Consider the following 23,726-nt stretch of genomic DNA (forward strand, 5'->3'; position numbering starts at 1 on the left):
TTCTTAATTCTTTTGCTTACTTTGATAATCATGAATAGCAGCCTTTATAGCATCTTCAGCAAGTACCGAACAGTGTATCTTCACTGGAGGTAAAGACAACTCTTCCACTATTTGAGTATTCTTTATCTGTGTAACGTCACTGATGGTTCTTCCCTTTATCATCTCTGTTAACAAGGAACTTGAAGCAATGGCAGAACCGCAGCCAAAAGTTTTAAATTTTGCATCTTCAATAACACCTTTGTCATTGACCTTTATCTGCAATTTCATTACATCACCGCACGATGGTGCACCAACTAGACCAGTGCCAACACTTGGATCATTTTTATCCAGAGAGCCAACATTCCTTGGATTTTCGTAATGATCTAAAATTTTCTCATTATAACTCATAAAATTACCTGTGAACCGCTATTCTACATTATAACATATTTAGGTTAAAAACTAAAGTAAAATACACTAGCAAACGGTATATTTTACTCACAGAATAACACAAAAGTGAGTGTATTTAACTTTACAAATACACTCAGTGCATGTCATTCTTTATATTGTAATTTTAAAAGGAGCATTCCCTTGAGTTTATTTGGTAATCTTTATAAAGGCCTGTTAAAAACTTCTTCTCGCTTTAGCGACGGAGTGAAAAGTATTTTCTCTGGCAAAAAAAAATTAGACCAGTCGCTTTTAGACGAGCTAGAAGAATTGCTAATTAGCATGGACATTGGTCATAAAACTTCTAAGTTGATTATCGATAGGCTCACAAGCATCAAGTTTGACAAGGAAGTTGAACATAATATTATCTCGCAGCAGTTAATGAACGAAATAGAAGCTATATTGAGCCCAGTTGTACAGCCGTTAATTTTAAATAAAAAACCACATATAATAATGGTATGCGGAGTAAACGGTAACGGTAAAACCACAACTATAGGTAAGCTTGCATATAAATATAAGGAAATGGGAAAATCCGTTATGCTTGTTGCATGCGATACATTTAGAGCGGCTGCTAGTGAGCAATTAAACATTTGGGCAGAACGTTCTGATTGCTTAATTGTTACTGGAGAGTACGGTAGCGACTCTGCAAGTGTGGCATACAGAGCTGTAAGTCAAGCTATAAAAGACAACGTTGATGTTGTTCTAATTGACACAGCAGGAAGGCTGCAAAATAATGTGAACCTTATGGAGGAGTTATCAAAAATATATAGAACGATAAAGAAATTGGATGACACTGCCCCTCATGATGTTATTTTAGTTCTTGATGCAACTACCGGCCAAAATGCTTATAGCCAATTAGAAGCATTTAGCAAAATGGTTAATGTTACCGGGCTAATCGTAACAAAGCTAGATGGCACTGCTAAGGGTGGAGTGGTAATTGGACTTGCAGAAGCTTATAAGATAAAGTTACATGCTATAGGAATTGGCGAAAATATAGAGGACTTAAGGGAGTTTACTAGCAAAGAATTTGCTGAAGCGTTATTTAATTGTAATTAAAAATTTCTCTTAATTCCCTTACGTGACCAAGCTTAATTATCTCAATATCGTGAGAAGAGTAATTACCATTTTTAGGCATAATTGCTTTTTTGAATCCTAACTTTTGTGCTTCTTTTAGTCTGAGATCAGCATGCGAGACATTCCTAATTTCTCCTGAAAGTGCAACTTCACCGCAGATTATTGAAGAAGTTGGCAGCGGTAAATTTACTACACTTGAAATAAGGGAAGCAGCAACAGCAAGATCAGCCGATGGTTCCTGTATTTTGAGTCCCCCTGCAATGTTTAGGTATACCTCTTTATCATGCAAAAACATTTTGCAACGAGCATTTAGCACTGCGATGATCATAGCCAATCTATTAATATCCCACCCAACTACTGCCCTTCTTGGGGTTGCCATATTAGTTCCTGCTATTAATGCTTGCACTTCCATTAAAATTGGTCTTGAACCTTCAATTCCTGCAAATACGGCGCTGCCAACTACTTCTCTGTCATGGGCCATCAGAAACAATGATGATGGGTTATCAACAGGCACAAGTCCTGCTTCAGACATCTCAAAAACACCAATTTCATTTGCAGGGCCAAATCTATTCTTAATAGTACGCAAAATGCGGTATTGATTGCTATTTTCACCTTCAAAATATAATACCGTATCCACCATATGCTCCAAAGTTTTAGGTCCAGCTATTTGTCCATCCTTAGTTATATGGCCAACTATTAAGAGGGAAATACCATATTGTTTCGCAAGAATGGTTAATTCATGTGCGCAAGTGCGGACCTGAGTTACAGTTCCTGGTGCTGATGTAATTCTGCTATCATACATTGTTTGTATAGAGTCAATTACTAAGAATTTAATACTTTTATTTTCCTTTATTGTTGCTACTACATCAGTTAAAGACACTGTAGATAAAAGCTTAATTTTAGGTTCATTTATCTTAAGACGCTTTGCTCTGAGACTCACTTGCTCTAAAGATTCCTCGCCAGATACATAAAGACATTCAAAAGAGGAAAGTTGCACAACATTAGCTGCAATTCTAAGCAAAAGGGTGGATTTCCCAATTCCAGGTTCGCCACCAATTAAAATGCTAGCACCTTGAACGATACCCCCACCAAAAACTCTATCTAATTCTTCTATTCCTGTTAAAAAACGACTTGGAGTGATAATTTCGCTACCCGATAACGTCTTTATTAAAATTGGTGCAGATATACTTCTTTTGCTCGTTTTTACTGCTATTTCCTCAACAACTGTATCCCAATTGTCACATGCAATACACTTCCCTACCCACCTGCCAGTGCTATGACCACAGGATTGACATACATATACAGTTTTCATCAAAGCCAAAATTATTTTGTTGTAATTGTAATAAAAATTAGCTGAATATGCGAAGTAAATCTATAGCTAACCCAAGAAAGGGTTCCCTATGTCATACCGCGATTCATTCGCGGTATCTCTAGATCCCGCTAACAAGTAGCGGGATGACGAGGTCATGCCACCGCGCGAACCGTCATACCGTCACGGTATCTCTAGATCCCGCTAACACGTAGGGGAATGACGAGGTCATGCCGCCGCAAACCGTCATACCGCCGCGGTATCTCTTAGCCGCTAACACGTAGCGGGATGACGGTTGTCGTTTAGCTACAAACGTTAAGAAATTTACCAAATGAAAAAAAGGCAAAAGAAGCCCCGTGGTTATTATCCGCTTTAAAATATTGGCGTTTTTTATGTTTTAAACGCTTGACAAGCGAAATTCAGCTGCTTTTAATTGCAACTAACTTACGCTGCAAATGTTTAAGAAATTTACTAAGCAGAAAAAAAGACAAAGAATCCCCGAGTTAGCTAGTCTTTTACTATCTCTGTCGAGTATTGGCATTTTTTGATGTCTTGTAACGCTTTATAAGCGCGTTCAGCTTATTTAGATAAAAATCTAGATGTAGATGAAGTTTTGTAAAGACATACAGTATCTATGTACTGCAAAAAATTAAACATAAGACGCCGATACATTAAGTAATCCTTACCTTTTAATCTGCAGATTGGCGAAAGCAAATACAATAGCTTCAGTTTTATGATAAGGGGGCTGGCGAAGGGTGTCAAGCAAGTTTTTTGTTTCTATTCCCAATGTTATATGGTTATGCAAGAAGTCTAATAGCAAATTTTTAAGTTTCTCTTTAACCAGCGGGCTCGCATGAGGAGAGGAGAGTAAAGGTCCTCTTCCATAGATATCTTCACACTTTTTTCTTCTTCTGTAGTTGGCGGACGAGTAAGAAAGTGAATCTTTGGTGCGCCACTAATTATTGCCATTGGTGTTTGCTCCGCCCCTTCTCCCATAACTAAAACAGCAGACGTTGCCAACGCATCAAGAAGATTGACTTGTGTTACTTGCAGTGGTTGATCATAAAGATCTGGCTTGCCTATATAGGAATAAAGTGGTTTAAATCCACACCAACCAAGAGCAACGCCCGTAACCCCACGACGCATAGGTGTTATGTTACTATCTGTAATCAAAATACCAAGATGTTTTATGCAGTGTTTTGTCTTGAGATAGTTCCATATTGATAGAGCTGTTTTCTGAACATCCTTTGGGTATAAAATATACATTTCATTACCATTTGATTCATCAATACCAGCAGATGGAATTAAGATATTGTCTTTGATTGTTAAATAGATGCCGTAAGAATTATGGTCTACATCAACAATTGCATCAGCTTCTCTTTTGATTAGCTCTTCTTTAGAACAAGCAGTTTTGCAAACCACTTGTTTTTGACAAATAGAAATGATTTTTGATGTGATAGCAAGAACAACTTCCTCTCCTAGCAACTCTGAAACATAGCGATCAAGAACCTGCTCTAATACTTCCCCACATTCAATGCGGTGGGTATAAATTGCTTTAACATGCATATTAACGTATTAGCCTACATATAGTATAATCTTTCGTTTTGGTGAGAATAGTTTTATGCCATCCATCAAGAAGTGTTAAGTTGAAATATACATCACCTTTATAGGGTTTGTGAATTTTTGTTATGATAAACTCTGAAATTAGATTATATTCTAAAAAAAGATGCGCTATTTGTGCTCCACCAATCATAAAGATTTGAGGGTAACTCCAATTACTTTGGATTGACAAAAACTCTTGCATAGAAGAAATAATAGTGCATTTTACTCCTCTGTTAAAACAAGAATTTAATTTGTCACGAGAAAAAACAATAGGAATACGATTCCCTAATATGTCTTGAGGCATAGTTTCAAATGTCTTTCTCCCCATAACAATAACTTGTTTGTCAGTCACCTGACGAAAATGATCTAACTCACTTGGATAATGCCAGGGCAATCCATTATTTATTCCAATTACCCCCTTGGGATCAACAGCCATAATTCCGATAACTAGCATCCCTGTAAAGCAGCTTGAGCTACAAAAAATCGCATGTGATCACGCACATTATGCACTCGAAGGAAATCAACCTTGTTGTGCAATGCAGATGATAAAGCAATTGTTTCTAAATCTCGGTTAAAGACAGGTTCTATAGAAAAAGAAGAAATAAATGACTTTCTAGAATGACCAACCAGAACTTTGCAGCCAAAACTTTGCAATGCTTCTATATTGCGTAAAATCCAGATATTCTGATATAGAGATTTGCCAAAACCAATACCAGGATCAATAATGATCGAGCTTTGATCAAAACCTAGAGCTAGTAATCTATTAATGTTCCTTTCTGCCCAATTATTTATGGTATCAATTGGATCAATGTCACTTGGGATAATGTTGTCACTATATGGTGGTATGGAGAGTGAATGCATAATAACGATACTACATCCACTGCTAGCAATCGCTTTTAAGGTATTATCATCTAGATCTCCCTTCTGATCGTTTACCCAGGCAATGTTGTAGTGCTCCAAAACGTTCAAAATAACATCTGGCCAGAAACTATCAATGCTGACTTTAATGTCACCAACTTTCATATATTGATTAAGGTCATCAAGTACTGGTTTTAAGCGTGCATACTCTGCTTTTGGAGTTTGTATTGAGGAGCCAGGTCTTGTTGATTGAGCACCAAGTTCAACTATGCTTGCACCATCTGATAACAGCCGCAGTGCCTGCTTGGTTGCTTGATCTGCATCATAATAAAGACCACCATCTGAAAATGAATCAGGAGTAATATTGACAATACCTATAAGCTCTGGTGAAAGCGTAAAACTCCTTAAAAAGCAATCCTTAATGTTAGGGTTAACAGTACCAAACGTTTTGTTAACTACTGCCATGGGACTCAGCATTGCCATCAAGTGAAGCAAAAATGGTCTGTTTATCAATTCTGGGTGAGGAATCTTAAGGTAGGGTGTATCAAGTGTCAGGTCATCCCATAACAAAATATCCAAATCAATAACGCGAGGTGCCCATTTTTCATAGACCTGCAGACGGCCAATGTCACATTCAATTTGTTTAAGGCCCTTTAACAGCTCTTCAGGAGAAGAAGAACAACTTCCATACACAACCATATTTAGAAATGGCCTGTCCCACCCAGGTGGAGCATCATTTGGTAAAATAGCCTTAGTTTCCAGAATAATTGAAGATTTTAAATTTTTAAAATAGCGTTCCTGCAGTAACTGAGCAGCCTTTTGTAAATGGGAAAAGCGATTCCCCATATTTGAGCCAATAGAAATGTAAATCATTCTTGCAACGCATTACGATAAGTAAAGAAAACACCTCCATGCACACTGGGGACAGGTGGTGCAACTTTGTGAATAGTTACGCCTATAGAAGAAATAATAAGCTTTTTTTGCATCACAAGGTTATTAATGGTCCTGTATATATCATGAGTTAAATGCTCGATTAAGTTGAATTGCTTGCTTTGAACGAGAGATTGAATACTCTGAACTACCTCCAAGTAGCATATAGTATCCTCAAGCCGGTCAGTTGTAAGTCCTAAAGGGGGGGATTTAAAGGTAAAATCAATATTAACACTAACTAATTGAGAATGATACTTCTCTTCTGCACTATAGCCTAAATGAACCCAAAGCCGTAAGTCAGATATAAGAAGATTACATGCAGACATTGCATTCCAACATCACTGAGTTTAAGCTACTTACAACTACTAACACACGCTAGCATTCATCATTCCATCAAGAAAACCCCACAAGAGCCTTGCTCCCTTTTGAGCACCCTGCATAACTTTATCTTGCTCTTTTTCATCTAGATCTTCAATAAGATTTGCACATTCCTCAGAATGCCATTCATCAGCATGCATATGGACCGTAAAAAATTGAAGAGAACGCTCATCACTTATTGAATAGTGTTTTTTTAAACCTTCAATTTTAGACTTGGAAACCTCTGGAGTTTGACGTTCGTAAGCGTACAAGGCTCCAAGACCTGCCGCAAAACCTGATCTTACAATATCAAAGTAACCATCAACTAACTCCTGTGTCTCTTTAATCTGTGCACTTTCACGAAGATCAGATCGCGCAACGCCAAGCCCTTCAGCAAAACGTTGCCATAATTCTGGATGATTTTCATCACCTTGTTCCTCTTCTATTAAATTACCAAGTAAAACCTGTCGCATTTTTAGATCTGGGCACAAAAAATGTATACCACTGATGTAACGAGGAAACGCAGCAACGTGGTGATAATATTCTTTAGCATAGGTTTGTAAAGCTTGCAAGCTTAAGCTTCCTGTATTCCATGACTGGTAAAATGGATGATTTAGTAAGTGCAATTCATCTAACTTGTTATTTAGAGACTTAGTAAATTCCATCATTTCCCCCATTACATTAATATATAGTTCATATACTATAGTTTTCTCATTGTTACGATCATGCTAAGATCAATACAATGGTGGGATTGGTAGGACTCGAACCTACGGCCAATTCGTTATGAGCGAACTGCTCTAACCGACTGAGCTACAATCCCTTTTATCAATATTTATAATACACACAAAAGCAAATTTGTCTATTAGCTTATTTCACTATCAACCCAACTTGACAAATCATTTGTTGCACCAATTTTGCGTGCAATTTCCTTACCATCTTGAAATATGATTAAAGTGGGTATAGATTGCACTCCATACTTACTTGGCACTTCAGTCCCTTCATCTATGTCGAATTTGCAGATCTTAATCTTGCCTTTTCTATCCTTAGCCAATTGTTCTATACGTGGCATTAGACTTTTGCATGGCCCACACCATTCTGCCCAAAAATCTACCAGCACGAACCCTTTATAGTCAGTGACTTCAGATTTGAAATTTTGATCATTTACCGATGTAATATCATCACTCATAAAATACCTAAATTTTTGTAAAATATAGCGTATCTATTAGCAGTTAATCAACTAAATTCTTACCGCAGAGCTTGAAAAATTGCCCTAAAGTGTTTTGCACAAACAAAAAACTTCTATTACATCTGGTGGTTAAAGATATCCACGTTTTCCCAACCCATTAAGTCTAACTCAATACGAGTAGGAAGAAATTCAAAGCACTTTTGGGCCAATTCTTTTCTATTTTCACGTTCCAGCATTAAGTCTAGCTTTTCCTTTATCCTGTGGAGATACAAAACATCAGATGCAGCATAACTTTTTTGTTTGTCTGTTAAATTTTCATTTCCCCAATCAGAAGATTGCTGCTGCTTATTTAGTTTGGTATCAAGCAGCTCTAAGCACAACTCTTTTAAGCTATGATTATCTGTGTAAGTGCGAACTAAACGTGAAGCTATCTTTGTGCAATAGCACGGAAGTGCCCAAGTTTCCAAGTAATAACGTATTATGCTCACATCAAATCGCGCGAAGTGAAATATTTTAGTTATATTTTTATCCTCTAATATTTTTCTCAAATTTGGCGCTGTATAATCGTTCTTGAGTTGAACTAAGTGAGCGTTGCCATCATTAAAAGAGAGCTGCACAAGGCATAATCTATCTCTGCTATGAAGTAGCCCCATTGCCTCGGTATCAACAGCTATAGACCTTATATCATCTGGTATTGAACTAGCTGGCAAGTCGTCTTTATATAAAAATATTCCCATAAAGCTTTGTGGAATAATTAAAAACTTATGATAATCAAAAATAAGCCTTAAGTATACGAAAAGATCATAGAAGGAACCACGCAAATTTATGGGCTCTCACATTTTTCGTGTACACGGGGTTTACAAATCGCTGTATATGCCTATAATTAAGTAAATTTAGGTTAATTTAATTGCGGGAGTAGCTCAGTTGGTAGAGCGCAACCTTGCCAAGGTTGAGGTCGAGGGTTCGAACCCCTTCTCCCGCTCTTTACTTTCAAAATCATTTCGTCAAAAACTTGCTTGACACCCTTCGCCAGTCCCCTTATCATAAAACTGAAGCTATTGTATTTGCTTTCGCCAATCTGCAGATTAAAAGGTAAGGATTACTTAATGTATCGGCGTCTTATGTTTAATTTTTTGCAGTACATAGATACTGTATGTCTTTACAAAACTTCATCTACATCTAGATTTTTATCTAAATAAGCTGAACGCGCTTATAAAGCGTTACAAGACATCAAAAAATGCCAATACTCGACAGAGATAGTAAAAGACTAGCTAACTCGGGGATTCTTTGTCTTTTTTTCTGCTTAGTAAATTTCTTAAACATTTGCAGCGTAAGTTAGTTGCAATTAAAAGCAGCTGAATTTCGCTTGTCAAGCGTTTAAAACATAAAAAACGCCAATATTTTAAAGCGGATAATAACCACGGGGCTTCTTTTGCCTTTTTTTTCATTTGGTAAATTTCTTAATGTTTGTGGCTGAACGACAACCGTCATCCCGCTACTTGTTAGCGGGATCTCTTGTTAGCGGCTGAGATACCGAGAATGAATTGCGGTATGACGTAGGACTGCTGTCATTCCAGCGCGTGACGCTGGAATCCAGTTCTTATTACCTGGTGTAAAGTTAAGTTTCCTGGATCCCAGTGGGCTTTGTTGCATCGCTAGCTATGATGGATTAAAGATAAAAAAGGTAGAGAATATCAGTAGCTTATTATTCTGGTATGTATAACAAGAACGGTCAGTGAATACCTAAATTTGAGTAAAAGAAATTTCACTACCACTCACTAATCCGGCTAAAATTCAAGAATTTCAATGCTTTAGCTATTTTCAATAGAATTAAATTTATTAATATAAATAACAAGTTACTATTCTTAAATTTGATCAGATTGATTGCAAAAAAAACAAGATTTTCAATAAGTTGCTTATAATCCTAATTATAGTTAGCCTTTCATAAGTAGCGATGCAACAAAGCCATCCCAGTGTCTGGGCACTGGGATGACAAGAAAGAGGCTACTTGGACAACACCCTGACAACCATCATCCCGCTACGTGTTAGCGGGATCTGGAAATACCGCGGCGGTATGACGTAGGACTGCTGTCATTCCAGTCTGGAATCCAAAAAAGGATGATGTCATCCCAGTGCTTGACACTGGGATCCAGCTTCTGTGCAACCTCATCAAAAACATTCATTTAGTATAAACTTTCCATGCTAGTTTGCTTGCTTACAAGCAAACTTTCCTGGATCCCAGTGGGCTTTGTTGCATCGCTCAAGTGAAAAGAACTGGCAGTTACTGACAAAATTCATTATAAATAGCCATTTAACTGTTGAAGAAAAAATATGCCACAAAAAATGAGAGTCAGTAACTGCCATGAATATAACAAATTTCTCCAAGAAAGAGGAAGCATTTTTTGTTATATCAATGACGCCATAGAAAATTGGTACGAGAATTGTCCAAAAATGCAGGGCGGCAACTATATTTATAGTGATAAAGTTGTGATTTTGGTGCATATAATCGTCAGTTTCTTTAGAATTGGTTTAAGACAAACAGTCGGGTTTATAAAAGGGTATTTGCAACAAATAGGAAGAGATTTGGCAGTTATCAGCTATTCACAAGCATCAAGAAGGTTTAAGAAACTTAATATTAAGATAAATGTTTGTACAGTTATAGCTCTTTCCATAAAAGTCCGGATGTGATAGGATAAGGGTAGATGATGATAAGGAGGTTGAATGCCAGCAGCATATAGTTATGATTTAAGAAAAAAAGCAATGGAAGCGCTAGACGAAGGAGAAAGCAGAGAAACAGTGGCAGCAAGATTTAAGATTGGACGAACTACTTTATGGGAGTGGCAGCAAAGAAGAAAAGAAACAGGAGACTTTCAATCAAAAAAACTTGGAAATGGGGGTTACAATCACAAAATCACCGACTGGGATACCTTTGCCAAATTTGCCAGAGAACACGGAGGAAAGACTCTATCGGAAATGGCTAAACTTTGGAACAACGTTAGTATCCAAACGATCTATCGAGCCCTTAAAAAAATTGGATTTACGCGCAAAAAAAGACATATGGATACAAGGAAAGAAACGAAGAAAAACGTGCTGAATTTTTGAAAATTATAGCGACAAAAGAACCTAAAAACTTAGTGTATATAGATGAGTCTGGCATTGATAACACCGAAGACTACCCCCTACGGATATTGCCAGAAAGGACAGCGGTTTTATGCCTTAAAATCTGGAAAGAAAACTCAACGAATCAGTATGGTTGCAGCCTTAAGTGGAAGAAAGATAGTTGTTCCGTTAACCTTTGAAGGCCACTGTAATATGGATGTTTTTAATGGATGGTTTGAGCAATTTTTGACACCGATCTTGGAACCTGGACAGACTGTCATTCTTGACAATGCTACTTTTCATAAGTCTGATAAGATTATCGAGCTTGCTAAAGGGGTTGGTGCAGAAATTTTGTATCTGCCGCCTTATTCTCCAGATTTCAACAAAATTGAGCATCATTGGTTTGCTATAAAAAACAGAGCCAGGAAAAACATTCCTCTATTCGAATCCTTTCGTCGTGCTGTTGATTCTGCCTTCCTATGACCTGTTCGGACTATTATGAGAAATGCTATAACTCCAATTGTGTTTTGGCATAAAACGCGACGCGTATTAGACTTATTTGCAAGCAAAGCTTGCTAGATCCAAGTAGTCAGGGCACTGGGATGACATCATAGGGACACTGCGATGACACCCTGACAATCGTCATCACGCTACTTGTTAGCGGATGAGATACCGCGGCGGTATGACGGTTCGTGGCGGTATAATGAAGCTTGAAAGCGGATCACCTTTCACGACCCGTGTTTACTTCATTCACTTTAGGAGTATTAACAGGCGTTATTGCCGGGTTCTCAAGCTTTGTTGCCTGCTTCAAACCCTCGCTTACACTTTTGTCCTTTAAAATTTCATCAAGCTGCTTACTCTTTTGTTGCTCTTCGTTACTTGACGTATCTCTTTGAGCATCTTCTTTCATGCCACGAGCATTCTCTACATCCTTTTCACCTTCACCTAAAAATTTTTCTAATATTTTCTTAACAAAGCGCTTCAGAAGACTCAAAAACCCTTCTTCTTTTTGATTTTCTTGTGGTTGAGGCGTGTTATCTTTTTTGTCCGGCTCAGTGTTGAGCTTCTCTTTTACAGAACTCTTGCTCACTGAGGGATTAACGGTTTGTGAATCGTGCTCTGATGCTGTTTGCACAGAAGCTTCAGTAGTCTTTTTTTGTGTATTATGTTCAAGGTCTTTAACTGCTGTTGTAGTTTTTCTCTGAGTGTCTTGGAGTTTTTTGTCACTTTTTGGCTCTGCAACTTTTTCACTTGTGAAGATGCCCTTCCCTTTATATTGTTGGTCAAGCTCAGCAATTCTTTCAAAATCTTGACGTACTTTTTCATCTGCACGTCCTTTTTGACTTTCAAATTTCTGACTCAATTCTGCAACGTTTTTCATTTTGTTCTCAAGCTCCTTACTTTTCACAGCTTTTAGAGCCTCTGTTCCTTTTGCGATATAATTAACCTTCTTTTCTAATGAGGTACCTTCTGGAAAAGCACCTGGAGAACGTTCAAAAACATCTTTAAACTTTTTTTCAACACTTTCTTTAGATGTCTGGGCCATACCTGTTACCTATTAAAACATATCATATAACCAGTATGTTAGCTAATTATATAAAAAACAGTTAACATAACTTGTGGTAAAGAGTAAGAGCGTCCTATTTATATTTTTTTTATTAAAATGTTATTTACTTATTAATTTAAAATATATAACAATATAGAAATGAAAAACAGCCCATTAGCAGTAGTATTCGATTGGGATAATACCTTAGTTGACACTCAAGATAACATTTTTAATGCTATTAAGCATACCATAAACTCAATGGGGTATAGTAATAAAGCTGCTGATAGAAATTCCCACGAGTCAAGAAAGAGCTATATGGTCAATTTATTTGGCGATCAGTGGAAAAAAGCGAACCAGATATATCAACAATACTTAGATAATGTGCTATTACAAAACATTGCTCTGAATCAAGGAGTAGAGAAAATGTTGCAGACACTGAAAAGCCACAATATTTATCTAGCAATAGTAAGTAATAAGAAAAATACTAATTTACGTAAAGAAGTTGCCTATTTTAAACTAGATTCCTACTTTGAAAGAGTGGTTGGGTCATGCGATACTGCAGAAGATAAACCATCTGTAACCCCACTGCTATTTGCATTAGAAGAGAGTACGTTGCCTATAAATAGAGAAAATGTGTTTTTCGTTGGTGATAGCATCACAGATGTTCTGTGTGCACAAAATGCCAATTGTTTACCTATTATATACGGTCAATCAATAAGCGGTTATGAAGATTTGTTATGTTTTCAACATTCTGATAAACTTACAGATTTTGTAATAAAGTATTTAGAAGATAGGTAATGACCGCTGTTACAGAGATTGCCAGTATAACAAGACGCTTTTGCGCGTATTTAATAGATGTAGCAATTTTATTAATTCCAACTTTATTAATTATACTGCTATTAGAGGATTCTCCGTTGATCTTACATCTATCATACATGTGTGTAAATTGTAGTTACTTCACATATTTTATATCTTCAAAGGCCCAAGCAACTCCCGGTCAACAGTTAATGAATATGTATACTATCAATTTAGATAATTCTAAAATAGACTTGAATTTAGCGTTTGACAGAAGCTCTTCCCAGTTTTTTCTTCCTTTGTTAAACAGTGTAGTAGTTGTCCTTACTGAATTTTTGCGAGATCAGGAAGTATTAGTGAATGTCTTGAGTGCATTGAAAGTAATTATAGTGCTACTCACTCTCTGCTGGTATCTAGTTGCTTGCTTCTCTAAGAAAAAACAGACATACCACGACATGCTATTTAATACGGTTGTTATCAAAGGAACTATTAAATGAGTTGCTATAACTATCGTTATCATATAAATTATGCTGATGAATTGAACTAAGGGAAGATTATGAATGAAGAGATAGTAAAACATTTGAACAAATTATTGACCAATGAGCTGACTTCTGTACGCCAGTATCTTTTGCATTTTGCGATTCTCAAAAACAATGGAATTAATAGACTTGCAGAAAAGGTAAAAAATGAGCTTAACGAAGAACTTGAACATGCAAACAAGTTGGCAGAAAGAATTTTGTTATTTAAAGGAGTCCCAAATTTTCAGGATACAAACGAAATATCAAAGTATGATGGAAAGTTTACAAAAGACACAATACGGAAAATCTTAGAAGCTAATTTGAAATTAGAGGGAAAAGGTATTAAGGATATCAAAGAAACGATTTCTATCGCTGAGAAAGAAAAGGATTTTGTTAGTGTAATGTTATTAGAAGAGATGTTAAAAAATGAAGAAGAGCACTTTCATTGGATTGAGAAACAGATCGATCTTATTGAACTAATGGGTGTTGAAAACTATTTAAGAACACAAATATAGAGTGTTAAAAAAGATAGTATTTATTTTAATTATACCTTGCTCACTTCTTTTTTTATTAGGGTTATGGCAAATATTCAGATTGAACTGGAAGAATAATATTATTAAAAGTATGAGTCTTCCAGTGGTTCATCTATTGCCCAATAACGACCTTGAAAAATTTAACTATAGGCATGTCAAGATTGATGGGATTCTAAGTGACATAGAACTATATGTTTTTGCAGGGCAACACGGCTATCACGTGCTGTCTCCTATGTTGCTCACCACTGGACGTTACATGTTGGTGAATAAAGGAATAGTCGGAGAAAAAAAGGAGAAAAAAGTAAAAATTGAAAAAGTAGTTGCAGATGGAATTTTATATTGCGATAGCAATAAAAGTAAAAATTGGTTTATCAAGAACGATACTGCTTCGAATACATGGTTTACCCTGAGTACAGAAGAAATTTCCAATGAGTTAGGTATTAAGCTAGAGAAGTGTGTATTGTGGCCGAACAATTTTGGCAGCAAAGTAGCTATACAGCCAATGAAGCATTTGGAATATGCAATCACTTGGTTTGCACTTTCCTTAATTTGGTTGATTATGTGCGTAATTTACTATAGGCAAAACCTCAATAAAGCTTGAAGCTTTCTGTACATAAAATTAGAGAAGTAGTTATTCATCTTTATCACTACCAAGGTCTTTTAACATATTGTAATTGCCTTTTCTGAATCTACTTTTTAAAGACGTAACTCCACTTTCGCTAATACCACTAAGGCTCAGTGCAGCTCCACCTAGCTGCAATCCTATCTCAGATGTTTCAGGAATAATTTTACTAGCTCCTAGATCTCTATAAACCTCCACATTACTCAGATCTGGTAAGCGTATTACAATATTTACATGCGGAAAATTTGCTGCAACTAAAGAAACAACTTTTTTTATAGTAACTTCATTCTTTATTGAAATAACGAGAGCTTGAGCTCTTTCTATTCCTACCGATTTTAAAATTTCACATCTTGTAACATCTCCAAGATATATAGGAAAACTATCACTTTTTCCTTCTTTGACTATTTTCGATTGAATATCTACAACAACATAACTTAAATGCTCTGCCGTAAGCATTTTTGTTACCATATATCCCACTCTACCAAATCCAGCAACTATCACATGGTTATAAAGATCTTGTGTATCTGTTTCAACAGCTTCATCATCTAATATTGTTTTCTCAGTGCTAAATGAGTTTGCTATCCAATCTCCAAGCCCCGATAAAAGAGGAGTGAAAGCCATGGTTACTGTAGTTACCATCATAAGTACTTGAGCGATTTCACTTGGTAGCACATTTAGCTCATCTGCTAAGCGAAACAAAATAAACGCAAATTCACCGCCTTGTGAAAGCAGTAACCCAGCTTGTATAGCAGGTGCACTCTTAAACCCAAAAAATCTACACAATATATATATAATAGATGTTTTTAAAACGATAAGGATAATCGATAATAAAGTAATTAGTGGTAACTTATTGAGTAAAAGTTCGGTATTGATGGACATACCAACAGTCATGAAAAATAAGCCAAGAAACAAATCTTTAAATGGCAATACTGCGTGTTCTACTGAGTGTCTATATTCTGTTTCTGCAACTAACAATCCAGCAACAAATGCACCTAATGCTAACGATAAATGGAATTGCTCAGTAATAAATGCTGCTCCTAATACTATTAAAAGCGTTGTTGATATAAAGATCTCATTACTTTCCATTTTAGCAATAACCGAAAATAAAGGTCTAAGCAATAATCTACCAGTTATAAATATCAGCACTAATGCAATAGCTGCTTGCACCAATGAACCTGCCAATGAGCTTATCAGGCTGTGCTCAGAATTGCCAGTAAGTAAAGGTACCAATACTATTAATGGTACCACTGCAAAATCTTGCATTAATAGCACTGCTATCGACAATCTACCAACCTGACTTGCTTGAGAACCTTTTTCTTGCAGAACCTGCAACACTATTGCTGTTGAGGATAGCGCAAGCCCACCACCAATAACTGTTGCTATATTCGTATTCACTCCGAAAGCAAGAGCGATGCACCATATTGCTACCATGGTAACTATAACTTGAAGAGAACCGAACCCAAATACATGAATACGCATAGCGATCAGGCGTTCAAATGTCAATTCAAGGCCTATAATGAATAATAGAAAAACTACACCAAATTCTGCAAGATTATCCATTGCTTCAGCTGAGTGTATCAGATTAAATCCGTGAGAACCAATAACTGCACCTGCAACGAAGTAACCAAGCACTGGACTAATATTCATTTTCCAAAATGCTATGACTATAAACACAGCAGCAGAAAGCAAAATTATAATATCAAACAAATGCTGAGAGCCACTGTGCATGATATTTAACCTGTAGAATTAGACCATTTAATTGAGCAGCCAATACTTGATTTTTGGTCAATTGGAGAATTACCAGTTTCTGCAATAAATTTCATAGCTTGAAATAAGTCACTACTTCCTACTTCATAGCTTTGAACCTTTTCTTTTTTTGCGTCGTTAAAACGTCCACGATAGCAAAGGTTTAAATTGGAATTAAAGCCGAAAAAGTCAGGAGTGCAAACAGCCCCGTATTCTTTAGCTATTTTCTGTGTACTATCAATTAAATATGGAAATGTAAACTTATTTTCCTTGGCAAAATTAATCATATTTTCAAAGGAATCCTCTGGATATTCATTTACATCATTTGGCATTATTGCAATGGTGTTTACCTGATAATCTTTTTTCAATTGATCAACATCGCTTACCAGATTGCTAATAATTGACTGAACGTAAGGACAGTGATTGCATATAAACATTACAATAAGACCATTTTTTCCACAACAGTCACTTAATGTATAGTATTTATTGTCTACTCCCAAAAGATTAAAATCTTTTGCAGTAAAACTAAAATCGACTTTAGGAGTATTCAGAGCAACCATAGACTATCATTATACCATATGTAATTTACGGTCTTATTATTTAAATGTCAAACGGTTTCTATGTATACTGTTTGCATATTCTTTTTTAGTATTATAATTATAAAACTTATGTTCATAACTTTCGAAGGAATAGACGGCTCTGGTAAAACAACACAATCTGAGCTACTTGCAAATCATTTTAAGCAAATTCGCGGTGAAAATAGCGTAGTATTGACTCGGGAACCAGGCGGCACTGATTTTGCAGAAAAGATAAGAGGAGTGTTGTTAACAAATAATATTGATCCTATTTCTGAACTCTTGCTACTTATCTCGATGAGGCGCGAACATATGAAAAAATTAATATTACCGGCTCTTGCAGAAGGAAAAATAGTGATTTGTGATCGGTTTATTGATTCAACTATTGCATACCAAGGATATGGGTTTGGAGTTGATTTAAAACTAATAGAAGATTTGCACAGGTTGGTTGAAGTTAGATATCCAGATATTACATTTATTCTAGATATTGACGTTGAAGTTGGGTTAAATAGAGCAAAAGACAAGAATAAATATGAAGAAATGGATGTTAATTTTTACAATAAGGTCAGAAAAGGGTTTCAGGAAATATCCATAAAAGAGCCCGTTAGGTGCAGTGTTATCACTGAAATTGAAACAAAAAATGATAATCACGTACACAATGAAATTATTGATAAAATCACCTAGCTTGTGATAGAAAATTATCAATTTCAGGTAACATTATTTCATATGAATAACTTTTTGTTTGAGTAGCTAAAAAATCCTGTATTTTGTCTGGATCTTCTTCACTTATCATCTTATATGCCCTTGCGAGGTTCATTAATTCACTTCTATTTTTTTTATTGCTTACTTCAGTAATAGTAAAAAATTGATCAAAATGGTCTAAGAGGTCTTTATTTTTTATTGAAGACACAATATCGTCAATTTCTTTCACATATAATGCAAGTTTGTGTGCTTTACTACGATCTTCAAAACAAAGATTAACAAGCACGTTACGAAACCTATCTTTCGTAGTACTTCTCACTTCTGCTAATAAGGACTTAATATTTTCTTGGCAATGCACTCTCTTTAACGATTCAGCCGGTTCAACCATACCAAGAACATTCTTTACCAAAGATTTTTCTTCACAACTAAATATGAACATGTAATAACCCATCGATAAAGTGAAGAGCAAGAACATAGCCGGAAGTAAAAACGGAGCTAATACATTTTGTGACGCAGGGAAAATAAACCAGGTAACAGTTGCTATTGACACAGTTACAAATAATCCTGATAAACATAATTGTGCTTTTCTTCTATAATTCTGATCAATAACTGTACTTACACCAATAGAAGCTATATCAATCATTACTCACACCTCATTAAACCCCAGTTATGGATTAGAAAACAGATAAAAGTAGAATTAATAAAGAGGGAAATAGGGTAAACTCAAGTATTTTAACAATAATTTAAGAGGTTACCCATGAAGAAAGATATTACAGAACTTTACTGCTGCGTCGAGGATTTTTGTCGTGTAGTAGATGAAAATTTTGCAAATAAGTTCTTATCAAATGGCAAAAAACCAACCAGAGTACCAGAAATAGCGCACTCAGAAATGCTAACCATAATCCTGTTATACCACCAATCGCCATGTAAAAACTTCAAGGCTTTTTATCTTTGTTACCTTAAGTTACTCTATAGATCAGAATTTTCAAAGATGCCTTCATATCACAGATTTATTGCCTTAAAGCCGAGAGTTTTACGGTATTTAGCATTACTTCTTCAATGGTTCTGCGAACAAGCGAAAATGACAGGTACTTCCTACATTGACACTTCTACGATTGCCATTTGCCACAAGAAAAGGATCTCTAGGAACAAAGTTTTTGATGGTTTAGCAGAAATTGGTAAGAGCACGTATGGTTGGTTTTTTGGCTTTAAATTGCACTTGGTGATTAACGAAATTGGAGAAATTCAATCACTTACTCTAACCAAAGGTAACGTTGATACCTGTGCCAACTATAACTAAAAGACTGACAGGACTTTTGTTCGGAGATAAAGGCTATATCAAGAAGGAGCTCTTTGAGGAACTCTTCGATAGAGGTTTAAAGCTTGTCACTAAAGTGAAAAAAGGCATGAAAAACGCACTAATCTCACTAAAAGAGAAGGCTTTATTGAGAAAAAGGTCGATTATTGAGACAGTCTTTGGTTGTTTAAAAAATAAATTTGAGCTTGAACATACACGGCACAGATCGCCAATAAATTTTCTGGTACATATTTTTTCTACATTAATTTCATATTCCATGCAGTCAAAAAAGCCTTCTATTTCTAAGCCTTACTGTGTTGGTTAATCCATAACTGGGGTCATTAAACATTAATACTAACTAAATGATAGCATTATTGTGATGAAAATGCAATATTATGAATATTTTAATACAATTTATATTGACAGTTACAATTCTGAATGTTTTATTGCAGCGTTAGCTGATTAGCATTTTTAAGATGAGGTCAACTCTCATAGAGAGAGGATTTTTTTATTTTCTCATTCTTCTCATTTTCCTCTCTAACAATTTTTTTTCCATTTAATATGTCCTTTATTTCATCTCCTGTTAAAGTTTCAAACTCCAGTAGATTTTCGGCAATGAGATCTAAGCCTTTCTTATGCTTGGTCAAAATGTCTTTTGCTTTTTCATAGCAAGAAGATACAACTTTCTTCACTTCTTCATCTATAAGTTTTAACGTATCTTCAGAAATTATCTCAGAACCATGTATGGTTTGTTCGCGATTGTGATAGATCGGGCCTATTTTGTCACTCATTCCCCATTTTGTTACCATAGCGCGTGATAAATCAGATGCTTGTTTTATATCCGAAGATGCACCGCTTGTGACTTTATCGTAGCCAAAAATTAGCTCTTCTGCCACTCTTCCACCCATTGCAACAGTTATATCTGCTAGCATCTTTTCTCTTGTGAGGGACACTCTATCTGTTTCTGGTAGTCTCATAACTAAACCGAGTGCCCTACCGCGTGGAATAATTGTTGCCTTGTGTATAGGATCAGAAGCAGGCATATTAACAGCAATCATCGCATGACCAGCTTCATGGTATGCAGTCAGTCTCTTTTCCTCTTCTGTCATAATGAGAGATCGCCTTTCTACGCCCATCATCACTTTATCACGTGCATATTCGAAATCATCCATGGTAACAATCTTCTTGTTTCTTCTTGCAGCGATAAGTGCAGATTCATTCACCAAATTTGCTAGATCAGCCCCTGAAAAACCTGGTGTTCCTCTTGCAACTGTTTTCACGTTTACATCTGGTGCTATTGATATTTTCTTTATATGAGTATTTAATATCTTTTCACGCCCATTTATATCGGGTAAAGAAATAGTAATCTGTCGGTCAAAACGACCAGGTCTAAGCAGTGCTGGATCTAAGACATCCGGACGGTTAGTCGCAGCAATTATTATTACACCTTCATTAGACTCAAAGCCATCCATCTCAACTAATAACTGATTTAATGTTTGTTCTCTTTCATCATTGCCGCCACCAAGACCAATGCCACGATGTCTACCCACCGCATCTATTTCATCTATAAAAATTATACAAGGAGCATTTTTCTTGCCTTGATCAAACATATCACGAACACGACTTGCACCAACACCCACAAACATTTCAACAAAATCAGATCCAGAAATACTAAAGAATGGCACATTAGCTTCTCCTGCAATTGCACGAGCAAGTAAAGTTTTACCAGTTCCAGGAGAGCCAATCAAAAGGCACCCTTTTGGTATTTTTCCACCTAATATTTGAAATTTTTGCCTTTGTTTAAGAAAATCAACGATCTCTACTAGCTCTTCTTTTGCTTCATCAATTCCGGCAACATCATCAAATGTTACTTTTTTTCCACTAGTCATGAGTCTAGCCCTTGATTTGCCAAAGCTTATAGTTCTGTTGCCCCCCGCTTGTGTTTGTTTAAGAAAGAATAGCAAGAAGCCAATAAAGATAAATGTTGGGACCCATGAGATAAGTAATCCACCAATTACGTTCATGGCAGAATCTCCAGTTGAAAAGGAGAATCTCACTTTTCTATCATGTAAATTTTTTATTAGGTCGCTATATATGACACCGCTTGAATTGAAACTTGAACCGTCCCTGAACTTGCCTTCAATGCTCTGGTTTTTTATGACAATATTTTCTACATCATTGTCTTCTAGTCTAGTTAAAAATTCCGAAAAAGGTATAATTGTTTTACTTTTACCTACATTTCCGCTGAACTGAATATAAGCAACTGAAATAAGAACAATAATTACTAACCAGATCAATAAGCCTTCTAAAAATTTTTTCATTTCTATTTCTAACTAAATACTAATCAAGCTTACCAAATTTTGTTTTATCGTGCTATTAATAATGCATTGAACCTTATCGTCATTGGTATTTTTTCCGTTATAATTTACATCAGGATAAGCAAGCACCTTTCCATCTTTTAGCACTACAGGCAAAGAATAGAAAACTTCAGGGCAGCAGTTGTAATCCTTCAGAAATTCAGGAACTTTTTGTGTTTTTTTTAATGGAGCGATGATAACTGAACACTCTTGATTTACGAGTATTGTGCAGCTAAATCTGTTATCCCATTGAGTAGGTTCATTTAAAGGTAGGTTTAAGGTAATTTCTTGTATCTTTGACGATTCTCTAATTATCAAGATATTTTCTCCATGTTTTCTTATTTTACACCCAGAAAGTGTACAGTTAACATTACTATCCTTTTGCAATATTTTATTAAATATTACGATAAGGCTGTTGTACCTTGGTTTATAATGTTTACTGGCAATTGCCATTATGGAGTAAAGAAGAAGCCTCAAGGCTATTTCCTCTGGCAATTGATAAAACTCACTTAGTTTAATTTCAATATAACCAAGATCATGCACATTAACGCAGTCATTAAACGCAAGGCGTGTGTAGTGCATCAACGCTTTTGCAGCTCTTTTCATATGAAGGGCTGTGAGGCATATTCGCTCTGTTAAAATCTCTTGATTATCACTTGCTTTAAGTAAGTTACGGTATAAAGTTCGCCTGTATTTTAAGTCATAGTTGCTTCTATCTTCGATCCATTTTAACCGATGAAGCTTAGCGTACTTTTCTATTTCACTACGACTAAAATTTAACAATGGCCTAAATATATAAATACCATTTAGGAAAGACTTGTAGTCCATTGATGATAATCCATCTACGCCACTACCTCGCTCTAATCTTAACAAGAACGTTTCTGCTTGATCATCTTTGTGATGAGCAACAAGTAAATATTTAACATTATTATTTTTACACCACTCTGCTAGTAACTTATACCGTGCTTTTCGTGCCTGTAACTGAATATTGCCTTTAATATTTTGCTTCTCCCAATTTAATATGAACGATTCCTTTGCTCCAAGTTCCTTTGCATAACTTACAACAAAATCAGCTTCTTTTTGAGACTCTGGACGTAACCCATGATTTACTGTTAATGCTGTAGGAAGTGAAAGCTTGTTTTTTTTTGCCCAGTTAGTCATTAAGTGCAGTAAGACTATACTATCTACACCACCTGATACTGCAACTGCAACTTGATTGTTATAGAAAGCAAAACTATTAACCACATTTTGAAATAATAACTCTAATTCCATTATGTCTCTTGATGGCCAGACAGGTCAGATCTCTTACGCCATACCGCGACTTATTTGTGGTATATATAGATCCCGCTAACAAGCAACGAAATATGACAAGTTTGTCCTTTTTTGTCTACCCCAGTGCCCTTTCTTTATGTCATCCCAGTGTTTGACACTGGGATCCAGGTTTTAATGCAAGAAACTATTTCTTTATTCCAGAAAATGAAAATTCCACTCTACGATTTTTAGCATGCTCTTTTTCATATTTAGAATTTCTAGAATCATCTTTTACATTAACCAAAGGCTCAGTTTCACCTTTAGAAGCAGTTTTTATTCTGTTTTCTATGTAGGGTGTACAACTAACCATAAATTTTTTAGCTGCATCTGCCCTTCTAGCGCCTAGCGCAAGATTATATTCATGAGAACCACGGTTGTCAGTGTGACCAGTTAAAGTAACCTTCGCGTTAGGGTTATCTTGTAACACCTCCATTACGTCAAGTAATGCATCTGCACTTACTTCAGCAATACTAGATTCATCATAACCAAAGAAAACTCTTTTATCACCTATCTGCTTAACAACAGAATTTATTTTATTTGTTGTATTTGCTCCTTTTTTTGGGCAAGAACTTACACCAGTAAGTAATAAACAAAAACAGCACATTATAATCAGTCTACTCCACATTACTAAACCTCCATAAATTTTAAATAGTGCGTAACTTTAATTTCAGTAGCTAATATCTCTCCATATTGTAATATAGTCAAGAGAAATAAAATACTAAATACTTTTTCTACAACCTTACAATTAATTTTCCTATAATATGCTGGACTCTGAGTAGAAAAATCCAATAAAAGAATAAAAAGTACAATTTTTTATTGTACTTTAAGCAAATATACTTTTAACTTTATTATTAATCTATTACGGTATTAAACAGATGTTTTCTAA

At 35.7% G+C, this 23,726-nt stretch carries 23 protein-coding genes, 2 tRNA genes and 2 pseudogenes; 10 read left to right on the forward strand and 17 right to left on the reverse strand.

The window, feature by feature from the left end:
• Window positions 1-3: 3 nt before the first annotated feature.
• A complete protein-coding gene (iscU, locus tag AAGD79_RS00565) occupies window positions 4-387 on the reverse strand; it encodes a Fe-S cluster assembly scaffold IscU (RefSeq protein ID WP_151808025.1) in 384 nt (127 codons plus the stop codon).
• Between the two features lie 180 nt (window positions 388-567).
• Here iscU and ftsY point away from each other — a divergent pair, with 180 nt between their 5' ends.
• Window positions 568-1,479: a signal recognition particle-docking protein FtsY gene (gene ftsY / locus AAGD79_RS00570; protein ID WP_155969582.1), complete on the forward strand. Its 912-nt coding sequence runs from the start codon at window positions 568-570 to the stop codon at window positions 1,477-1,479.
• On the opposite strand, the gene radA is transcribed toward ftsY, so the two are convergent.
• From radA to AAGD79_RS00615, 9 genes are all read right to left on the reverse strand, one after another.
• On the reverse strand, window positions 1,466-2,809 hold the full coding sequence (radA, locus tag AAGD79_RS00575; protein ID WP_264723993.1) for a DNA repair protein RadA: 1,344 nt from the start codon (window positions 2,807-2,809) through the stop codon (window positions 1,466-1,468). The two genes, ftsY and radA, sit on opposite strands and share 14 nt — an antisense overlap.
• Window positions 2,810-3,616: 807 nt before the next feature.
• Window positions 3,617-4,372: a putative folate metabolism gamma-glutamate ligase gene (locus tag AAGD79_RS00580; protein WP_265043297.1), complete on the reverse strand. Its 756-nt coding sequence runs from the start codon at window positions 4,370-4,372 to the stop codon at window positions 3,617-3,619.
• A gap of 1 nt (window position 4,373) precedes the next feature.
• Window positions 4,374-4,862 (reverse strand): dihydrofolate reductase, encoded by a 489-nt coding sequence (locus tag AAGD79_RS00585; RefSeq protein ID WP_265043300.1) that lies wholly within the window; start codon window positions 4,860-4,862, stop codon window positions 4,374-4,376.
• Window positions 4,856-6,139: a dihydropteroate synthase gene (folP, locus tag AAGD79_RS00590; protein ID WP_265043302.1), complete on the reverse strand. Its 1,284-nt coding sequence runs from the start codon at window positions 6,137-6,139 to the stop codon at window positions 4,856-4,858. Before folP ends, AAGD79_RS00585 begins: the two co-directional genes overlap by 7 nt.
• Window positions 6,136-6,522, reverse strand: a complete 387-nt coding sequence (locus AAGD79_RS00595; RefSeq protein WP_007548841.1) for a dihydroneopterin aldolase — start codon at window positions 6,520-6,522, stop codon at window positions 6,136-6,138. The genes folP and AAGD79_RS00595 overlap by 4 nt, the downstream gene beginning before the upstream one ends.
• Window positions 6,523-6,561: 39 nt before the next feature.
• Entirely contained in the window at window positions 6,562-7,218 is a 657-nt protein-coding gene (locus tag AAGD79_RS00600; RefSeq protein ID WP_155969607.1) for a CADD family putative folate metabolism protein, read from the reverse strand.
• Window positions 7,219-7,296: 78 nt separating this feature from the next.
• A tRNA-Ile gene (locus tag AAGD79_RS00605) sits at window positions 7,297-7,373 on the reverse strand.
• Window positions 7,374-7,415: 42 nt separating this feature from the next.
• Window positions 7,416-7,739, reverse strand: coding sequence for a thioredoxin (gene trxA, locus AAGD79_RS00610; RefSeq protein ID WP_007548839.1), 324 nt, complete (start codon window positions 7,737-7,739; stop codon window positions 7,416-7,418).
• 116 nt (window positions 7,740-7,855) lie between these two features.
• A complete protein-coding gene (locus AAGD79_RS00615) occupies window positions 7,856-8,476 on the reverse strand; it encodes a ribonuclease D (RefSeq protein WP_010962900.1) in 621 nt (206 codons plus the stop codon).
• Between the two features lie 172 nt (window positions 8,477-8,648).
• Between AAGD79_RS00615 and AAGD79_RS00620 the strand changes: the two genes are divergently transcribed.
• The 3 genes and pseudogenes from AAGD79_RS00620 (at window position 8,649) to AAGD79_RS00630 (ending at window position 11,321) form a co-directional block, all read left to right on the forward strand.
• Window positions 8,649-8,721: transfer RNA gene (locus AAGD79_RS00620), tRNA-Gly, on the forward strand.
• Between the two features lie 1,349 nt (window positions 8,722-10,070).
• Complete coding sequence (locus tag AAGD79_RS00625) at window positions 10,071-10,427, forward strand: transposase (RefSeq protein ID WP_341811406.1); 357 nt, start codon at window positions 10,071-10,073, stop codon at window positions 10,425-10,427.
• Window positions 10,428-10,460: 33 nt separating this feature from the next.
• A pseudogene (locus tag AAGD79_RS00630) lies at window positions 10,461-11,321 on the forward strand (IS630 family transposase).
• 238 nt (window positions 11,322-11,559) lie between these two features.
• On the opposite strand, the gene AAGD79_RS00635 reads toward AAGD79_RS00630, so the two are convergent.
• The gene (locus AAGD79_RS00635; protein WP_341811407.1) at window positions 11,560-12,384 is read right to left on the reverse strand and encodes a hypothetical protein; all 825 of its coding nucleotides are present in this window, start codon (window positions 12,382-12,384) and stop codon (window positions 11,560-11,562) included.
• A gap of 159 nt (window positions 12,385-12,543) precedes the next feature.
• Between AAGD79_RS00635 and AAGD79_RS00640 the strand changes: the two genes are divergently transcribed.
• Genes AAGD79_RS00640 through AAGD79_RS00655 form a run of 4 tightly spaced genes read left to right on the forward strand, consistent with a single transcriptional unit; the run spans window position 12,544 to window position 14,831 of the window.
• Window positions 12,544-13,182, forward strand: coding sequence for an HAD-IA family hydrolase (locus AAGD79_RS00640; RefSeq protein ID WP_341811408.1), 639 nt, complete (start codon window positions 12,544-12,546; stop codon window positions 13,180-13,182).
• Window positions 13,182-13,676 carry an RDD family protein gene (locus AAGD79_RS00645; RefSeq protein WP_077188432.1) on the forward strand — a complete coding sequence of 165 codons (495 nt, stop codon included), beginning with the start codon at window positions 13,182-13,184 and terminating at the stop codon, window positions 13,674-13,676. Before AAGD79_RS00640 ends, AAGD79_RS00645 begins: the two co-directional genes overlap by 1 nt.
• A gap of 59 nt (window positions 13,677-13,735) precedes the next feature.
• Entirely contained in the window at window positions 13,736-14,212 is a 477-nt protein-coding gene (bfr, locus tag AAGD79_RS00650) for a bacterioferritin (protein ID WP_077188433.1), read from the forward strand.
• 1 nt (window position 14,213) lies between these two features.
• The gene (locus AAGD79_RS00655) at window positions 14,214-14,831 is read left to right on the forward strand and encodes an SURF1 family protein (protein WP_213863315.1); all 618 of its coding nucleotides are present in this window, start codon (window positions 14,214-14,216) and stop codon (window positions 14,829-14,831) included.
• 30 nt (window positions 14,832-14,861) lie between these two features.
• On the opposite strand, the gene AAGD79_RS00660 is transcribed toward AAGD79_RS00655, so the two are convergent.
• Together AAGD79_RS00660 and AAGD79_RS00665 are read right to left on the reverse strand one after the other, a co-directional pair.
• Entirely contained in the window at window positions 14,862-16,580 is a 1,719-nt protein-coding gene (locus AAGD79_RS00660; protein ID WP_341811409.1) for a monovalent cation:proton antiporter-2 (CPA2) family protein, read from the reverse strand.
• 5 nt (window positions 16,581-16,585) lie between these two features.
• Complete coding sequence (locus AAGD79_RS00665) at window positions 16,586-17,158, reverse strand: thioredoxin family protein (RefSeq protein WP_007548785.1); 573 nt, start codon at window positions 17,156-17,158, stop codon at window positions 16,586-16,588.
• Between the two features lie 108 nt (window positions 17,159-17,266).
• Here AAGD79_RS00665 and tmk point away from each other — a divergent pair, with 108 nt between their 5' ends.
• Entirely contained in the window at window positions 17,267-17,857 is a 591-nt protein-coding gene (gene tmk / locus AAGD79_RS00670; protein WP_265043584.1) for a dTMP kinase, read from the forward strand.
• Here tmk and AAGD79_RS00675 read toward each other — a convergent pair.
• Complete coding sequence (locus AAGD79_RS00675) at window positions 17,850-18,518, reverse strand: hypothetical protein (RefSeq protein ID WP_341811410.1); 669 nt, start codon at window positions 18,516-18,518, stop codon at window positions 17,850-17,852. The genes tmk and AAGD79_RS00675 overlap by 8 nt on opposite strands.
• Window positions 18,519-18,632: 114 nt before the next feature.
• Here AAGD79_RS00675 and AAGD79_RS00680 point away from each other — a divergent pair.
• A pseudogene (locus AAGD79_RS00680) lies at window positions 18,633-19,497 on the forward strand (IS982 family transposase).
• A gap of 157 nt (window positions 19,498-19,654) precedes the next feature.
• Here AAGD79_RS00680 and ftsH read toward each other — a convergent pair.
• The 3 genes from ftsH to AAGD79_RS00695 form a co-directional block, all read right to left on the reverse strand.
• Complete coding sequence (gene ftsH, locus AAGD79_RS00685) at window positions 19,655-21,493, reverse strand: ATP-dependent zinc metalloprotease FtsH (RefSeq protein WP_012673393.1); 1,839 nt, start codon at window positions 21,491-21,493, stop codon at window positions 19,655-19,657.
• 12 nt (window positions 21,494-21,505) lie between these two features.
• Window positions 21,506-22,801 (reverse strand): tRNA lysidine(34) synthetase TilS, encoded by a 1,296-nt coding sequence (gene tilS / locus AAGD79_RS00690; protein ID WP_341811411.1) that lies wholly within the window; start codon window positions 22,799-22,801, stop codon window positions 21,506-21,508.
• A gap of 184 nt (window positions 22,802-22,985) precedes the next feature.
• On the reverse strand, window positions 22,986-23,465 hold the full coding sequence (locus AAGD79_RS00695) for an OmpA family protein (RefSeq protein WP_341811412.1): 480 nt from the start codon (window positions 23,463-23,465) through the stop codon (window positions 22,986-22,988).
• Window positions 23,466-23,726: the final 261 nt, after the last annotated feature.

This window comes from Wolbachia endosymbiont (group A) of Oxytorus armatus (assembly GCF_964027005.1).
GTDB classification, from domain to species: domain Bacteria; phylum Pseudomonadota; class Alphaproteobacteria; order Rickettsiales; family Anaplasmataceae; genus Wolbachia; species Wolbachia pipientis.